Source organism: Rhodococcus sp. APC 3903 (assembly GCF_030407755.1).
Classification (GTDB): domain Bacteria; phylum Actinomycetota; class Actinomycetes; order Mycobacteriales; family Mycobacteriaceae; genus Rhodococcus_F; species Rhodococcus_F erythropolis.
Map to the genome: position 1 here is coordinate 28,291 of NZ_JASDCV010000008.1, position 15,711 is coordinate 44,001.

The window sequence follows — 15,711 nt, forward strand, 5'->3', positions numbered from 1 at the left end:
CACTCGATTACGCTGGGGCTCATGACCAGTGGAGAACCAGTACTCATCCCGGCCGGAACCGTGTTCACGCCGGAGGACCTGACGTTCTATGCCGATCGCGACTCCCGCAGTCTCGACGACGCCATCGCCGAAGCCGACCTTCTTGTCAGTTGCCCACACTCGGGTTCCGCGATTCCAGCAGAACTCTCACGTTTTCTCGCACCCGAGTTCACACAGCGGCTGCAATTCGACTTCACCGACATGTCCACCAGTCCCATCGTGCGCCGTTGGGCCGAAATAGATTCGCGCATCGTGTACGTGGAGAATCCGCACCCTCGCATGATTCGCGATCCCAACCGTGCGAAGCCCGAAAACCTGGAAGCGTCACTGCGCGAAGCCTTCGCCCGCGTCCACAAGGCCGGTGCAGGCAACAAAGCAGACCTCACCGGCGTCGACGCAGTTCGCCCTGTCACCTTCTCGTTCTACCCCCTGTTGCTCGAGCCGACCGACGACGCGGGCTGGAAGAACCTCGCCGAGACCTTCACCGAGACAGCCGAACACGGTTTGGGTGTCTACGAAAGAACTCGCGACGCACTGATCGAAGCCATGGTGGAGAAGAGCTTCGAACTCGGTCGATCGTTCACGACGTTGTCGTTCCACGACACGATGAACCACACCACCCGGCGGGACGGCGCCGTCAATGTCGAACGGCCGGAAGCAGATCGACTCCCCGACGTCGTCGCACTCTCCAATCGTGGCGACCACCACGGCAATCGACGCGGCGACAATCCCGTGACGATGGATCCGGAGCTCATTCGCACACTTGCGGTCTCACATCGCAAGGGATTTCAGGTCGACGATCCAGATGCCGTCGCTCTCAATCAGCCGTACCTCGGCAGTTTCGAAATCATCCGAGCCGGAGCCAGATTCGCCGAATTGAGCGCCCGCGCCGCCGAAGCCGGGATCACGTTGAGTGCGGTTCAGGCCGAATTCAAACGAGAATTCCTACTGGGAGACGAACTGGCCGCATACATCATGGAACCCGGCCTCGACTGGCCTACACCCGACGCCGAACGGGTGGACCAGCTCGCCCACGCGTGCAAGGCGAGCTGGGACCACTACCGCAACAGCTGACTCAGCGATATCACTCAGGCTGACTCAGCGGTTTCACTCAACCGAGTACCACTCCGAACACCGCGCCGGCCGCAATCGTCGTGACGGCCAAGATGATGGTCGGCAGGAAGAACGAGTGGTCGACGAGCTTGGAGCCGAGCTTCGTGCTGCCCGAGAGGTCGAAGTTCGCAGCTGCGATCTGTGAACCGTTTGTCGGCAACAGATAGACACCGGCAAAGGCTCCGGCCCACATGCCGCTCACCAGGCCGGGTGCAATCCCGGCAGCGAGACCGATCGGCACGATGGTCCTCGTCGCGGTCGACTGGCTGGTCGTCAGGACACAAACCAGGAAGACACCGAGCGCGAAGATCCACGGCGCGGCGTTGACCCAGTCGCCGACGGTGCTCGTGATCAGCTCCGAATGTGCGCTGATGAACGTGTCCGTGAGCCATGCCAGACCGAACAGCGCGATGGCCGAGACCATGCCGGCACGGAACACCGTCGACGAGGGCACGTCGGCAACGTTCGGGCGGCACACCAGCAGGATCAACGTACCCACGACGAACATCAGCATTTCGATGATCGGTGTCATCCCCATCGGGGAACCGTCGGCGGCTTCGGGGCGAATTCCCTTGAACAGGCCGAAGATCACGATGGCCAGAACGCCGGCCAGGAAGATCAGTGCCGCGTTTCGTCCGGTCTTCGTCGAGACGAGTTCGGTCTTGGACGCTGCACCAGGTCCGGCCAATTCGCCCGACTTCATCTTCGCCTGTATGTCCGGGTCGTCGTCGAGATCCTTACCGAGCCTGTTGACCGCGATGGAGGAGAGGACGATGCCGACAACAGCGGCCGGGAAGGTGATCTTGATGATGTCGATGAGTTCGAAATCGTAAGGCGGCACGTCGGTCAGCGTGACCATTGCCGCCATCGCCGCGGACACCGGACTACACGCCAGCGCCACACCGGTCGAGACAACCGACAGCGACAGCGGTCGTGACGGCCGCACACCGTTCTTGTACGAGACGTCGTATATGACGGGGAGCAGCGGGTAGAGGATGTTGGACGTACCGGCACCGACCGAGAACAGGAATGACACCAACGGCGCGATCAGCGTGATCTGTTTCGGGCGAGATTCGATCAACTTGGCTGCGATGGTGACCATCCAGTCGATACCACCGGCCGCCTGCATCATCGACGACGCGAGGACAACGGACAGGACGATGAGGAGAGCGTCGACCGGCGGACTGCCGACGTCCTCTCCGAAGACGAACACGAGGACGGCAACACCTGCGCCGCCCCACAGACCGAGAGCGACACCGCTCGATCTGGTACCCATGACAATCGCCCCGAGCACGACCGCCAGCTCGAGGACAATCTTGACTGCTTCCATCAGGCACTCGCCTTCTCGATAACAAGAGAATCGCTATAACAGGGCAAATAGTATGCTCTGCACTTCGGCTGCGGGCACGAACACGCTGTCGGTGGGAAGGGGCAATATGGTGGTCGTGACCAACGTCCTCGGTAGGTTCTCGCCCGCCACACGCGAGTGGTTCGGCGGCGCTTTCAGCGCTCCGACTGCTGCGCAGCTCGGTGCCTGGGAATCCATCGCGAGTGGCTCTCACACACTTGTCGTCGCACCCACCGGCTCCGGCAAGACATTGTCGGCGTTCCTGTGGGCCCTCGATCAACTCGCCGCGAAGGACGAAGGCGAACGCGCCACCAAAGTCCTCTACATTTCGCCACTCAAAGCGCTGGGCGTGGACGTCGAACGGAACCTTCGCGCGCCGCTGGTCGGCATCACACAGACTGCGAAACGTCTGGGCCTCACCCCGCCCGAGATCACCGTCGGTGTCCGTTCCGGCGATACGTCACAGGCCGATCGGCGCTCGTTGATCAAGCGTCCTCCGGACATCCTGATCACGACGCCGGAGTCGTTGTTCCTCATGCTCACCTCCGCTGCCCGGGAAACACTGGTCGGCGTCGACACCGTGATCGTCGACGAGGTTCACGCGGTGGCGGGTACCAAGCGCGGCTCGCACCTTGCGCTCTCTCTGGAACGTCTGGACGGCTTGCTCGAGCGTCCGGCGCAACGCATCGGATTGTCGGCCACTGTCCGTCCCCACGAGGAGATCGGGCGGTTCCTCGCCGGTTCGGCACCGATCCGAATCGTGGCACCGCCTGCCGCCAAGACCTTCGACCTCACGGTCCGTGTCCCCGTCGAGGACATGACCGAATTGGGTATCGCGACGCCCGCCGACGGTTCCGAATCCCCCACCCCGCAAGCCGGTTCGATCTGGCCCCACGTCGAGGAACAGATTGTCGACCTCGTGCTCGATCACCGATCGTCCATCGTGTTCGCCAACTCTCGTCGCCTCGCCGAACGATTGACAGCCAGGCTCAACGAGATTCATGCAGAACGCATCGGTCTGGCCGTCGAGAAAACACCTCGCCCGCCCGCGCAGATCGGAGCTCCCACCGAGGTCAACTACGGCGCAGAACCCCTCCTTGCTCGCGCCCACCACGGATCGGTCAGCAAAGACCAGCGAGCCCTCATCGAAGACGACCTCAAATCGGGTCGATTGCGATGCGTCGTCGCCACCAGCAGTCTCGAACTCGGAATCGACATGGGCGCCGTCGACTTGGTCATCCAGGTGGAGGCGCCGCCTTCGGTTGCCAGCGGCCTGCAACGTGTCGGTCGCGCCGGCCACCAGGTCGGCGAGATCTCACGAGGCGTCGTCTTCCCCAAACATCGCACCGACCTGATTCACTGCGCGGTGACCGTCGAGCGCATGGTCGAAGGCAAGATCGAGGCGATGGCCGTTCCCGCCAATCCCCTCGACATCCTTGCCCAGCAAACTGTTGCGGCCACCGCTCTGGAACCGATCGACGTCGACGACTGGTTCGAGACGGTGCGCCGAAGCGGTTCCTTTGCAACGCTTCCCCGTTCGGCCTACGAGTCGACTCTGGATCTGCTCGCCGGGCGGTACCCCTCGGACGAGTTCGCCGAATTACGTCCGCGCCTGGTCTGGGATCGCGAGTCCAACACTCTGACGGGCCGCCCGGGTTCGCAGCGCTTGGCAGTCACTTCCGGCGGCGCCATCCCCGACCGCGGCCTCTTCACGGTCTACATGGTCGGTGAGAAAGCATCAAGAGTCGGCGAACTCGACGAAGAAATGGTCTACGAATCCCGGGTAGGCGACGTCTTTGCGCTCGGCGCCACCAGTTGGCGGATCGAGGAGATCACCTTCGATCGGGTTCTGGTCAGCCCCGCCTACGGCATGCCCGGTCGTTTGCCCTTCTGGCATGGCGACGGACTCGGTCGCCCTGCCGAACTCGGACAGGCGTTGGGACAATTCGTTCGAGAGACCGCGCTGGGTAACGAAGCCGACGTCGTCGAGCGTTGTCGCGTGGGCGGGCTCGATCACAACGCCACAACCAATCTGATCCAACTCGTCGGTGAGCAGAAGAATGCCACCGGGCAGGTCCCGTCGGATCGAACGCTGGTTGTCGAGCGCTTCCGCGACGAACTCGGCGATTGGCGTCTGGTGCTGCATTCCCCGTACGGCCAACGGGTTCACGCACCGTGGGCCCTCGCCATCGGGGCCCGCTTGCAGGAACGATACGGCGTCGATTCCAGTCCGACGGCCTCCGACGACGGCATCATCATCCGTCTCCCCGACACCGAGAACGAACCTCCCGGCGCCGAACTGTTCACCTTCGACGTCGAGGACATCGAAGATCTGGTCACCCAGGAGGTGGGTGGCTCGGCATTGTTCGCCTCCCGATTCCGCGAATGTGCCGCCCGCGCACTGCTTCTCCCACGCCGCAATCCCGGCAAGCGTGCCCCACTGTGGCAGCAACGTCAGCGGTCGGCGCAACTGCTGGACGTCGCCCGCAAGTTCCCGACATTCCCGATCCTGCTCGAGACCGTGCGTGAGTGCTTGCAGGACGTCTACGACCTGCCGGCACTGAAGGAATTGTTCGGCAAGATCGAACGGCGCCAGATTCGAATAGTCGAAGTGGAGACGCCCTCGCCTTCACCGTTCGCAAGTGCGCTCCTGTTCAACTACGTGGGCGCGTTCATGTACGAGGGCGACAGCCCCCTGGCCGAGCGACGCGCCGCCGCACTGTCGTTGGACTCCACGCTGTTGGCCGAACTCCTCGGCCGCGTCGAACTGCGCGAACTGCTCGACGCCGGAGTGATCGAGCAGGCAGAACGTGAACTGCAACGGCTCGCTCCGGACCGCAAGGCCAAGGACCTCGAGGGCGTCGCCGACCTCCTCCGCATGCTCGGCCCGCTGACCACCGAAGAAGTCACCGAACGCTGTCTCGAAGATCCGGTCTCGTGGCTCGACAAGTTGGTCGCAGACAAACGTGCCCTCCACGTCTCCTATGCGGGCGAGAGCTGGTGGACCGTCGTCGAAGATGCAGCGCGCCTTCGCGATGGACTCGGCGTTCCCCTACCCATCGGGGTTCCGGCCGCGTTCATCGAGCCGGTCGATCAGCCACTCGACGACCTCCTGAGCCGATACGCACGCACCCACGGACCATTCACTCTCACGGATGCGGCTGCACGCTTCGGTATCGGAGTATCCGTCGCGCGTGACGTTCTCGGTCGGCTCGCGCTCGAAAAGCGTGTTCTCGAAGGAGAATTCCGCCCGTCTGCAACTGGGAGCGAATGGTGCGACGCCGAAGTCCTGCGCCGCTTGCGGCGTCGCTCGCTCGCCGCGGCACGGCAAGAGGTCGAGCCGGTCAGTACCGCAACGCTCGGACGTTTCCTTCCCGGTTGGCAGCATGTGGGCGGCACGCTGCGCGGAATCGACGGTGTTGCAACGGTAGTCGATCAACTTGCCGGCGTTCCGATTCCGGCGTCCGCTCTCGAATCGTTGATCCTGCCGAGCCGAGTCGCCGACTACTCCCCCGCGATGTTGGACGAACTCACCTCGACGGGCGAAGTCCTGTGGTCCGGATCCGGAGCAATCTCCGGCAAAGACGGGTGGGTAGTGCTGCACCCCGCCGACCTGGCACCGATCACGCTCAATTCGCCCGCCGACACCGACGTCTCGGAGTTGCAGAAGCGCATCCTCGACCTGCTGTCCGGCGGCGGTGCCTACTTCTTCCGCCAGTTGGTCGACGCGTTGCAAACTACGGAGTCGGCTGCAGACACGGTCGACAGTGCGGTGACGACGGCACTGTGGGAGTTGGTGTGGCTCGGACACATCGGTAACGACACCGTCGCACCGCTGCGCGCACTTCTCTCGGACACCACCAGAACCACCACAAGTCACCGATCGCCTCGACGTGTTCCTCGTGCCCGTCCGTACCGCGGAATGGCGCGCACTTCAACCCCGGCTCGCACGGGACCGGCAACCGCCTCCGGTCGGTGGTTCCAGCTGCCAGGTATCGAACCTGACCCCACTATCCGGGCGCACGCCACGGCTGATCTGCTGCTCGAACGGTACGGCGTCGTAACCCGCGGTTCTGTGATGAGCGAGAACGTGCCGGGCGGTTTCGCGTTGATCTACAAGGTACTGAGCACGTTCGAGGACAACGGGCGCGCTCGACGCGGATACTTCGTGGACACCCTGGGCGGCGCCCAATTCTCGACGCCTCCCGTGGTCGACCGCTTGCGCACGTTCGGTGATTCCATCGAGGGGCGCCACACCTCCTCGGCTGCAGTCACTCTCGCGGCGTGCGACCCGGCCAATCCATACGGCGCCGCACTGCCGTGGCCGGCGTCGGGGGGCGAAGAGTCACCCGGACACCGACCCGGACGTAAGGCGGGAGCACTGGTCGTTCTGGTGGAGGGCGAGTTGGTTCTGTTCGTCGAGCGCGGCGGTCGCACCATCCTGACATTCACCGACGACGGCGGAACTTTGCGCCTGGCAGCGCTGTCGCTTGCCCAGAAGGTGACTTCTCGCGCTGTCGACAAGTTGGTAGTGGAGAAGGTCGACGGAGAGACCATCCACGGCAACGATTTTGCTCCCGTCCTGGTCGAAGCCGGCTTCGCGGCCACCCCTCGCGGATTTCGGTTGAGGTCATGAGGATTGAGGTCATGATGGTTGCGATCGTGAAGTGCTGGAGCGGCGACCATGCCTGAGGGCGATACCGTGTGGCGGGCCGCCAACGATTTGCGCGCTGCCCTGGCCGAGAAGGTACTCACCACCTGCGATGTCCGCGTTCCTCGCTATGCCACCGTCGATTTATCGGGACATCGTGTGGATTCCGTCGCCAGCCGCGGAAAGCATCTGCTGATCCGCGTGGGCGAAGCGTCAATTCACACGCATCTGAAGATGGAGGGTCAGTGGCAGATTTATCGCCCCGGCGAGCGCTGGCGCAGACCCGCCCATCAAGCGCGCATAATCTTGGCCACCGAAGACTCTGTAGCAGTGGGCTTTTCACTGGGAGTCACCGAGATCCTCGAACTGGGGCAGGAACAGGAGGCCGTCGGGCACCTCGGACCGGACCTGCTCGGGACCGATTGGGACAGTTCCGTGGCCGTCGAGAATCTTCGCGCTGCAGACTCCGTACCGATCGGAATCGCGCTCCTGGATCAGCGCGTGATGGCCGGACTGGGCAACGTGTACCGCAACGAGATCTGCTTCCTACGAGGCATTCACCCGAAGACGCCGACACACCGCGCCGGGAACCTCGACGCGATTGTGGATCTGTCATTCCGCACCATCAACGTCAACAAGTCGCGTCGCATCCGGGTCACCACCGGCGACACCCGCCCAGGTAGGCAAACGTGGGTGTACGGCAGACGCGGAAAACCTTGCCGCCGATGTGGAACCCGCATCAGAGAAGACACCCTCGGACCGGATCAGCTCACCGAGCGAAATATCTTCTTCTGCCCCGCGTGCCAGCCGTTCACGCCTGGTTAGCGTTGATCAGCAGCCGGACGCAATGGCGCACAAATCGCTCGCGCTCGACGACGATCGAGCCGTCCAGATAACCGATGAACAGTGTGAACAACGCCCCGACCAGCCCGACTGCCACCAGCTGCTTGTCCACCGGATCAGCAATCTCGGACAACTGGTCGTACACCAGGTCCACGAACGCCGGCATCGATTCGATACCGCGTCCGCTCAGCACCGGCTCCGAGAGCGGAGCGATCAGAAGCACTCGCCCCATTGCCGGGTCGTCGACCATCAGCTTGACGAAAGCGTCGACCGCAGCGGTGGCGACTGCCTCGGATGTCGTCTCGGACTCCACTGCCGTCGCGAGCGCCGACTGCGCGCGCTCGGCGACAAACGTGTGGACCGCGACAACGTACTGATCGCGATCGGTGAAGCTCTCGTAGAAGTACCGCTCGGTCAGACCAGCGGCCTTGCAGACCGCTCGCACGTTGACGGCCGGACCGTCGACCGCACCGAGCAGTGTCACTCCGACGTCGAACAACGTCGCCTTTCGAGTGGCCCTGCGTTCTTCGATGCTCACAACTTCCCCACTTCGCCGACACTTGTTCTTCAATGCACCCGGTATTCGATCCTTGACTACCGCTGTTGTCGATCCTAATCTGACAACATGCGTAGTCAACTTGGCGACAGCAGCACCCCGGTTCCCCTCGGTCCGGATTCCCTGACCTGGAAGTATTTCGGCGACTGGCGCGGGATGCTCCAAGGTGTCTGGGCAGGTTCGATGCAAAACATGCACCCTGGTCTCGGCGCCGGGGTCGAGGAGCACTCGCAGTTCTTCGACGAGCGCTGGGAACGGCTGTACCGCTCGCTGTATCCCATTGCCGGCGTGGTCTTCGACGGCGATCGCGCGCAGCAGACAGCCGAAGAAGTCCGTGGCTATCACACACGGATCAAGGGCATCGACAAGCTGGGACGCCGGTACCACGCCCTTGATCCCGACACCTTCTACTGGGCGCACGCGACATTCTTCATGGGCACCATCGTCACCGCCGAGAACTTCTCCGGTGGCCTGACCGAGGCCCAGAAACGACAACTCTTCACCGAGCACATTCAGTGGTACCGCCTGTACGGGATGAGCATGCGCCCAGTTCCCGAAACCTGGGAGGCGTTTCAGGAGTATTGGGACCACATGTGCCGCAACGTACTCGAAGACAACAAAGCGACCCGCGACGTCTTGGATTTGTCGGGGCTGGGAAAGCCCCCGTACATGACGTGGCTACCCAATCCGTTGTGGCGGCTCACGCGGATTCCCCTCGCCCGCGGATTCGTGTGGCTGACAGTGGGCATGTACGACCAACCGGTTCGCGACCTTCTCGGCTACTCGTGGACCAGTCGCGATCAGAAAATTCACAACGCTGTCGGCCGCACCGTCAACGCCGTCTTCCGCCTGGTGCCGTGGCGATACCGGTATCAACCGCGCGCTCGCGCGGGATGGGACCGAGCCAGCGGCAGAATTCCCGCCGGGGCACCACTGGTCCACACACCGGCGCGCAATCTACCGCCGCTCGAGCAGCGAGATAATCCGATGCACTACAGCCCGAGGGTCTGATCTGCCATGCTCTGAACATGGAGTGGGACCTGCGAACAATGCTGAACCGGCCGATCACGTCTCACGGTGCGCCGCTGGGACAAGAACGTGTGGCGGCGAGAACCACCGCGTACATCTACGGCAACATTCTTGTCCTCGCCGCACTCGTCCCGGTGACGAAATCTCAGGAATCACTGGGCGCCGCGATTGTGGTCGGCACGGCATTGTCGACGTACATCGCCCACACATTTGCCGAGAGCGTCGGCGAGAGCATTCGCAACGACCGCCGTCTCACCACCGCGGAGAGAATCGACTCGCTGCGCGATTCTGTCCCGATCCTCACCTCTGCGGTTGTTCCTGTCGCCATTCTCGCGACGGCGTGGTTCAACTTCCTGGAACCACGGACGGCGCAGTTGATCGCGGAAATCGTCTTGATCCTGCGCATCGGATCCACCAGTTACGTGATCAGCCGTCTTCACGGCGAGAAAGTCAGCACGAACACACATCTGGCAGCCTTCGGCCTCGCTGCCGTCGCCACCCTCATAGTCGGCTTGAAGATAGTGCTCACTCATTGACGAGCCACAAGTGCAAATTGCCAGGCCTGAAGGGGTACTGCCGTTACCCGGCTGAGCAGTCACTCCCACCGAACCAGTGGCCGCCGCTACCGTGGACGACATGAGCATCCCGAGCCTGAAACTGAACAACGGCGTCGACATCCCCGCGCTGGGCTTCGGCGTCTACCAGACCCCGCCGGACGAAACTCTCGCCGCAGTCGAGTCCGCGCTGTCGGTGGGTTATCGCCATATCGATACGGCCGCGGCCTACGGCAACGAGAAGGGCGTCGGCGAGGCGATCCGGCGATCCGGTCTCGATCGCGGTGAGATCTTCGTCGAAACGAAAGTCTGGATCACCGACTACGGATACGACGAGACCTTGCACGCCTTCGACAAGAGCGCAGGCAAACTCGGAGTCGAGCAACTTGACCTCCTCATCCTTCACCAGGCGTTGCCGAGCGAGTTCGAGCGCACCATCGACGCATACAAGGCGCTGGAAACACTTCTCGCAGACGGCAAGGTTCGTGCCATCGGAGTCAGTAACTTCATGCCGGATCACCTCACCCGACTATTGGACGCAACGTCCGTGGTGCCGGCGGTCAACCAGATCGAGGTCCATCCGTACTTCAGGCAGTCGACCTTGCTCGAGGCCGACGCCGATCACGGCATTCTGTCTCAGGCATGGTCACCGATCGGCGGAATCACGTTCTATCGCGACGGCTCTCACGGCTCAACCCTCGAGGACGCCACCATCGGCGCTATCGCTTCCTCTCACGGCAAGTCTCCCGCACAGGTGATGCTCCGCTGGCACCTCCAGCAGGGCCGCCAGGTGATCCCCAAGTCGGTGACTCCCTCACGCATTGCGGAGAACTTCGACGTGTTCGACTTCGAACTCACCACCGAAGAACTCTCCGCAATCGACGCACTCGACACCGGAGTTCGCGGCGGTCCCGAACCCGAGGTCATCACTCGCGAGAAGTTCGGAATCGAGATCCCCGAAGCGTGAAAGACCCAGCAGCTCGGGTGGTCTAGCTGGCGCTCCACCCTCCGTCGATGGTGTACGACGCCCCCGTCACCATCGACGCCTCGGTCGATGCCAACCAGCCCACCAGCGATGCCACCTCCGCAGGCTCGACCATCCGTTTGATTGCGCTCTCGGTGAGCATCACCTTTTCGACAACCTCGGATTCACTGATTCCGTGAACCTTTGCCTGGTCGGAGATCTGGGATCGCACCAGTGGCGTCAGGACGTAGCCCGGATTGACGCAGTTGCTGGTGACACCGTGTGGGGCGCCTTCGAGCGCAACAACTTTCGACAGTCCTTCGAGTCCGTGCTTAGCCGTGACGTATGCACTCTTGAATGCCGAAGCGCGGAGCCCGTGGACCGAGGAAATGTTCACGATGCGACCGAAACTGTTGCGGTACATGTACGGCAGGGCGGCCCGAGCGAGGAGGAATGGCGCTTCGACCATGAGGCGCTGAATCTTCCGGAAGTCCTCGACGTCGAAATCCTCGATAGGACTGACCCGTTGTATGCCGGCGTTGTTGACGAGTATGTCCGTCTCGAGTGACAGATCCACGAGTTGGTCGGTGTCGAGGAGATCGACGGCCCACGCAGTGCCGTCGATCTCCTCGGCCAGGGACTTCGCGGCGACGTCGTCGAGATCGGCGACGGTCACGTGCGCGCCGCGGGCGGCGAGGAGTCGAGCACACGCCTCGCCGATCCCGCTGGCACCACCGGTGACCAGAGCAGACTTTCCGGTCAGCGTCATACAGACACACCGGCCCGCTCGTCGGCGAGAACACGGGCGTCAGCGGCGTCGACGGACTCGAGCGAGATTCCCTTGGTCTCCCGCGCGAAAATGACTGCAACGATGGTGACCAGGGATGCCAGCAGGAGATAGATCGCGATGGGGACCGAGGAGTCGAACTTGCTCAGCAATCCGGTCGCGATGATCGGAGCCAGTGAACCCGCCACGATGGACGTGACCTGATAACCCAGGGAGACACCGGAGTAGCGCATCCGAGTCGGGAACATCTCGGCCATGATCGCGGGTTGGCCTGCGTACATGAACGCGTGGAACACGAGCCCGATGATGATTGCCGACAAGATGACTGCATTGTGCCCGCTGTTCATCATCGGGAAGGCGAAGAATCCCCACGTTCCGGCGGTGACGGCGCCGATCATGTACACCGGGCGTCGACCGATCGTGTCGGACAGTTTGCCTACCAACGGAATCACTGCGAAGTGCACGGCATGTGCCATCAGCATCCACCAGAGGATGTGCGCCGTGTCCGCATGAACGACGACCTTGAGGTAAGTGATCGAGAAGGTCACCACGAGGTAGTACATGACGTTTTCGGCGAAACGCAGCCCCATCGCGGTCAACACTCCGCGCGGGTAACGCTTGACGACCTCGAAAACGCTGTACGAGGTTGCCTTGACCAGTTCTGCTTCCTTCTGCGCCGCAATGAAAATGGGAGCATCGGTGACCTTGGTCCGAACGTAGTACCCGACCAGAACGATCACCGCGGAGAGCCAGAAGGCAACGCGCCAGCCCCAACTCATGAAGGATTCGTCCGAGAGCGTCGACGTCAGGATCAACAGCACGACCGTCGCCACCAGGTTGCCCATCGGCACGCCGGCCTGAGGCCACGACGACCAGAATCCGCGCGATCGATTCGGGCTGTGCTCGGCGACCAGGAGTACCGCCCCACCCCATTCGCCGCCGACCGCGAATCCTTGGATGAAGCGCAGCGTGACCAGCATTGCCGGCGCCCAGTAGCCGATCTGACCGTAGGTAGGCAGGCAGCCCATCAAGAACGTTGCGGCGCCGACCAACAGCAAACTGAACTGCAGCAACTGCTTTCGGCCGAATTTGTCTCCGAAGTATCCGAAGACGATTCCGCCGAGTGGCCGGGCGGCGAATCCGACGGCGTAGGTGATGAAAGCCGCGATGATCGCATCCAGCTCGTTGCCGCCGCCGGGGAAGAAGACCTTGCTGAAGACCAGCGTGGCCGCCGTGCCGTACAGAAAGAACTCGTACCACTCGACCACGGTGCCCGCCATCGAGGCGCCGACCACCTTCTTCAGCCCCGATGGTGGGGCTTGGCTCTCAGGTTTCGGCATGTTGTCGACGCTCATCGTGGACTCCCTCGTCTTCAGTTCGCGATTCGCCTGCTCTTCACGATCAGGAATGTGACCGCTCGCACATTTTTTGTGACTCGATGAGTATCAGTGCAGATTGATGGCACGACAATGACAAATCTCGCACCATATAGGTGCAAAAATGCAGATATGACTCTCGGACTGAGCCCGGACGACCTACTAGTGCTTCTCGCGGTCGGTCGCACCGGTCGCTTCAACACCGCCGCCGACGACCTCGGCCTCAATCACACCACCATCTCGCGCCGCATTTCCTCGCTCGAGAAGTGTCTCGGCGGCCGTGTCCTGGTTCGCTCGTCCGGCGGCTGGGAGCTGACCGACCTGGGCAGACAAGCCCTCAGCGCGGCCGAGCGCATCGAGGCCGCGGTGAACGAACTGGCGCTCGACTCCACCGGTCAGCAGCAACTCGACGGCGTCGTGCGAGTCTCGGCGACCGACGGATTCAGCGCATACATCGCGGCGCCCGCCGGCGCCGCGGTTCGCAGACGCCATCCCCGCGTCAGCGTCGAGATTGTTGTCGCAACCAGAAAGGCGTCGCAGATACGCTCGGGCCTCGACATCGAGGTTGTGGTCGGCAAGCCTCAGGTTCACCGCGCCGAAGCAGTCCATCTGGCCGACTACGCGCTGGGTTTGTACGCGTCCCGAGACTATCTACGTCAGAATGCTGTTCCCGAGAGTGCCGCAGATCTGGCCGATCACTCGCTCGTGTACTTCATCGACTCGATGCTGCAGGTCGACGAACTCGATCTGGCTCGCAAGCTCACAGTTTCCATGCCCGAGGCCGTCACGTCCACCAACGTGTTCGTCCACATCGAGGCAACGCGCGCGGGTGCCGGCATCGGCCTTCTCCCCTGTTTCATGGCCGAGCAGCACGACGATTTGATTCGCGTTCTACCGGCTCACATCGAGGTGAGACTTTCCTATTGGTTGGTGGCCCGTTCGGAATCCTTGCGACGCCCGGAGGTCGCAGCGGTGGTGACAGCTCTTCGAGAGACGGTGGATCGCAAGCGATCTCAACTCCTCGGTTCTCCCGGGACGAACGAAGCGCTCAGTCCAGAGTCGAACGATGCTGGACGATGACCTTGCGCGCCAATTCGGCGATCTTGACGTTCATGTTTTGTGAGGTTCGCACCAGAATGTCGAAGGCCTCGTCGTCGGACACACGATGCAGTGCCATCAGCAGACCGACGGCCTGACCGATTTCGCGGCTGCTTGCCAGACCACGTCGCAGCGAGTCGGCATCCTCGCCTCGCGTCAGCGCAGTGACGGCCACGGATGCAAATGACGCCAACATGATCGCGTGGTCGGCAACGGTTTCGGTGAAAGCCCCCGGAGTGTCCGAGAAGAGGTTGAGGGCACCGAACTTCTGACGATCGACCATCAGCCGGAACCCCATCGATCCGCGAATGGGTGTCTCTGCCACTACTTTCCGAGCGAACTCGGGCCACTGATTCGGGGTGCGAAGGTCCGACTCGAGTTGCGGCGCCTCCGTATCGAGGGCGTCGATGCACGGCCCCTCACCGGTGGCACGCTCGAGATCGTCTGCATAATCGGCGATCTCGTCGCTCGCCGCTACGGTGACGTTGGTGTTTCCACGTCGCAGCATCAGACTTGCGTGGTCGCAACCGGGAATCAACTCGACAGCCGCCGAACAGATCGCGGAGTACACCTCGGCGCTGTCTGCCGCGGAGTAGAGGATCTCCGCCAACGCCGCGAACACTGCCTTGGGTTCTGTCAGTGCTTGGTCGCGCTCAGCCATCTCCATACACCTCGGGGTCTACCGTTCATCGAATTCTTCATCGAACGGTACAAACCTTACTTACTCGACCTGATGGGGTCGCCGCCGCTCGCCGATTCCCGCCCGTCCGTCCCCTGAAAAGCCTCCGTAGCTGCGCGGTGATGCAGCGCCGTGACCGTGGTGATCTGCTTGGACACCAGGTCGTTGAGTTCGCGGTACTGCTCCTCGGTCTCCCCGGCCGGAATGTCTCGCAGGACCTCCCACATCGCACTCTTGCCGCACAGCGCGGTCCGCATGATCTCGAGCGTTGCCAACTTCACGAGGCGATTACGCCAGATGGCGTCGACATGGACGAGACGTCTGATCCGATTGACCGTCGCGTCGATCTTGGAGTACCGCGGCAGAGATATGCCCTGGGTGTCCTCGATCAGTTGCAGCAGCTGCTCGATCTCGTACTCGAGCTCACCCGGCAACGAATCCAGCTCACCGTCGGCCCAGACGCCGTACGAGTCCGAGAGTGACCGCGAGAGTTGCAGCCCCACCATCGCCCCGCACAGGTGAGTGACCAGATAGCCGGTAGCTATGTGTTCCTCAGCAGATCGCGACCGATTACCGAACATTGAGATCCTCCTGGGCGACGCTCGACCGGTCTGTGCTGACACGGGTGGTGATTCGCCATCCGCCTACCCGCGACAGACCGAGAACAAACGACA

General features: G+C 62.5%; 13 protein-coding genes. 7 read left to right on the forward strand and 6 right to left on the reverse strand.

Translation table 11 applies throughout. The features are described 5' to 3' along the window. The first annotated feature begins 21 nt into the window (after positions 1-21). Positions 22-1,113, forward strand: a complete 1,092-nt coding sequence (locus tag QMA15_RS13115) for an N-formylglutamate amidohydrolase (RefSeq protein WP_020969180.1) — start codon at positions 22-24, stop codon at positions 1,111-1,113. 37 nt (positions 1,114-1,150) lie between these two features. Here QMA15_RS13115 and QMA15_RS13120 read toward each other — a convergent pair whose 3' ends face one another. After that, entirely contained in the window at positions 1,151-2,482 is a 1,332-nt protein-coding gene (locus QMA15_RS13120) for an anaerobic C4-dicarboxylate transporter family protein (RefSeq protein WP_020907057.1), read from the reverse strand. Between the two features lie 106 nt (positions 2,483-2,588). Here QMA15_RS13120 and QMA15_RS13125 point away from each other — a divergent pair, with 106 nt between their 5' ends. Both QMA15_RS13125 and QMA15_RS13130 read left to right on the forward strand, forming a co-directional pair. After that, positions 2,589-7,136, forward strand: coding sequence for an ATP-dependent helicase (locus QMA15_RS13125; RefSeq protein WP_243617105.1), 4,548 nt, complete (start codon positions 2,589-2,591; stop codon positions 7,134-7,136). A gap of 48 nt (positions 7,137-7,184) precedes the next feature. Continuing rightward, positions 7,185-7,976: a DNA-formamidopyrimidine glycosylase family protein gene (locus QMA15_RS13130; RefSeq protein WP_141487473.1), complete on the forward strand. Its 792-nt coding sequence runs from the start codon at positions 7,185-7,187 to the stop codon at positions 7,974-7,976. Here QMA15_RS13130 and QMA15_RS13135 read toward each other — a convergent pair. Continuing rightward, positions 7,963-8,532 (reverse strand): TetR/AcrR family transcriptional regulator, encoded by a 570-nt coding sequence (locus QMA15_RS13135; RefSeq protein WP_019747721.1) that lies wholly within the window; start codon positions 8,530-8,532, stop codon positions 7,963-7,965. The two genes, QMA15_RS13130 and QMA15_RS13135, sit on opposite strands and share 14 nt — an antisense overlap. Before the next feature lie 87 nt (positions 8,533-8,619). Between QMA15_RS13135 and QMA15_RS13140 the strand changes: the two genes are divergently transcribed. From QMA15_RS13140 to QMA15_RS13150, 3 genes are all read left to right on the forward strand, one after another. Then, positions 8,620-9,561, forward strand: coding sequence for an oxygenase MpaB family protein (locus QMA15_RS13140; protein ID WP_046378317.1), 942 nt, complete (start codon positions 8,620-8,622; stop codon positions 9,559-9,561). A 17-nt stretch (positions 9,562-9,578) separates the two neighbouring features. Further along, on the forward strand, positions 9,579-10,115 hold the full coding sequence (locus QMA15_RS13145) for a hypothetical protein (protein WP_133728426.1): 537 nt from the start codon (positions 9,579-9,581) through the stop codon (positions 10,113-10,115). 100 nt (positions 10,116-10,215) lie between these two features. Beyond that, positions 10,216-11,100, forward strand: a complete 885-nt coding sequence (locus QMA15_RS13150) for an aldo/keto reductase (RefSeq protein ID WP_172933443.1) — start codon at positions 10,216-10,218, stop codon at positions 11,098-11,100. 22 nt (positions 11,101-11,122) lie between these two features. Here the strand turns inward: QMA15_RS13150 and QMA15_RS13155 are convergent, their stop codons facing one another. After that, the gene (locus QMA15_RS13155; protein ID WP_020907052.1) at positions 11,123-11,866 is read right to left on the reverse strand and encodes a 3-hydroxybutyrate dehydrogenase; all 744 of its coding nucleotides are present in this window, start codon (positions 11,864-11,866) and stop codon (positions 11,123-11,125) included. Then, on the reverse strand, positions 11,863-13,239 hold the full coding sequence (locus QMA15_RS13160) for an MFS transporter (RefSeq protein ID WP_020969173.1): 1,377 nt from the start codon (positions 13,237-13,239) through the stop codon (positions 11,863-11,865). The genes QMA15_RS13155 and QMA15_RS13160 overlap by 4 nt, the downstream gene beginning before the upstream one ends. A gap of 153 nt (positions 13,240-13,392) precedes the next feature. On the opposite strand from QMA15_RS13160, the gene QMA15_RS13165 reads away from it, so the two are divergent. Continuing rightward, a complete protein-coding gene (locus tag QMA15_RS13165; RefSeq protein WP_172933442.1) occupies positions 13,393-14,340 on the forward strand; it encodes a LysR family transcriptional regulator in 948 nt (315 codons plus the stop codon). Here QMA15_RS13165 and QMA15_RS13170 read toward each other — a convergent pair. After that, positions 14,309-15,025: a GAF and ANTAR domain-containing protein gene (locus tag QMA15_RS13170; RefSeq protein WP_019747714.1), complete on the reverse strand. Its 717-nt coding sequence runs from the start codon at positions 15,023-15,025 to the stop codon at positions 14,309-14,311. The two genes, QMA15_RS13165 and QMA15_RS13170, sit on opposite strands and share 32 nt — an antisense overlap. A gap of 50 nt (positions 15,026-15,075) precedes the next feature. After that, positions 15,076-15,618: a hypothetical protein gene (locus QMA15_RS13175; RefSeq protein ID WP_019747713.1), complete on the reverse strand. Its 543-nt coding sequence runs from the start codon at positions 15,616-15,618 to the stop codon at positions 15,076-15,078. Positions 15,619-15,711: the final 93 nt, after the last annotated feature.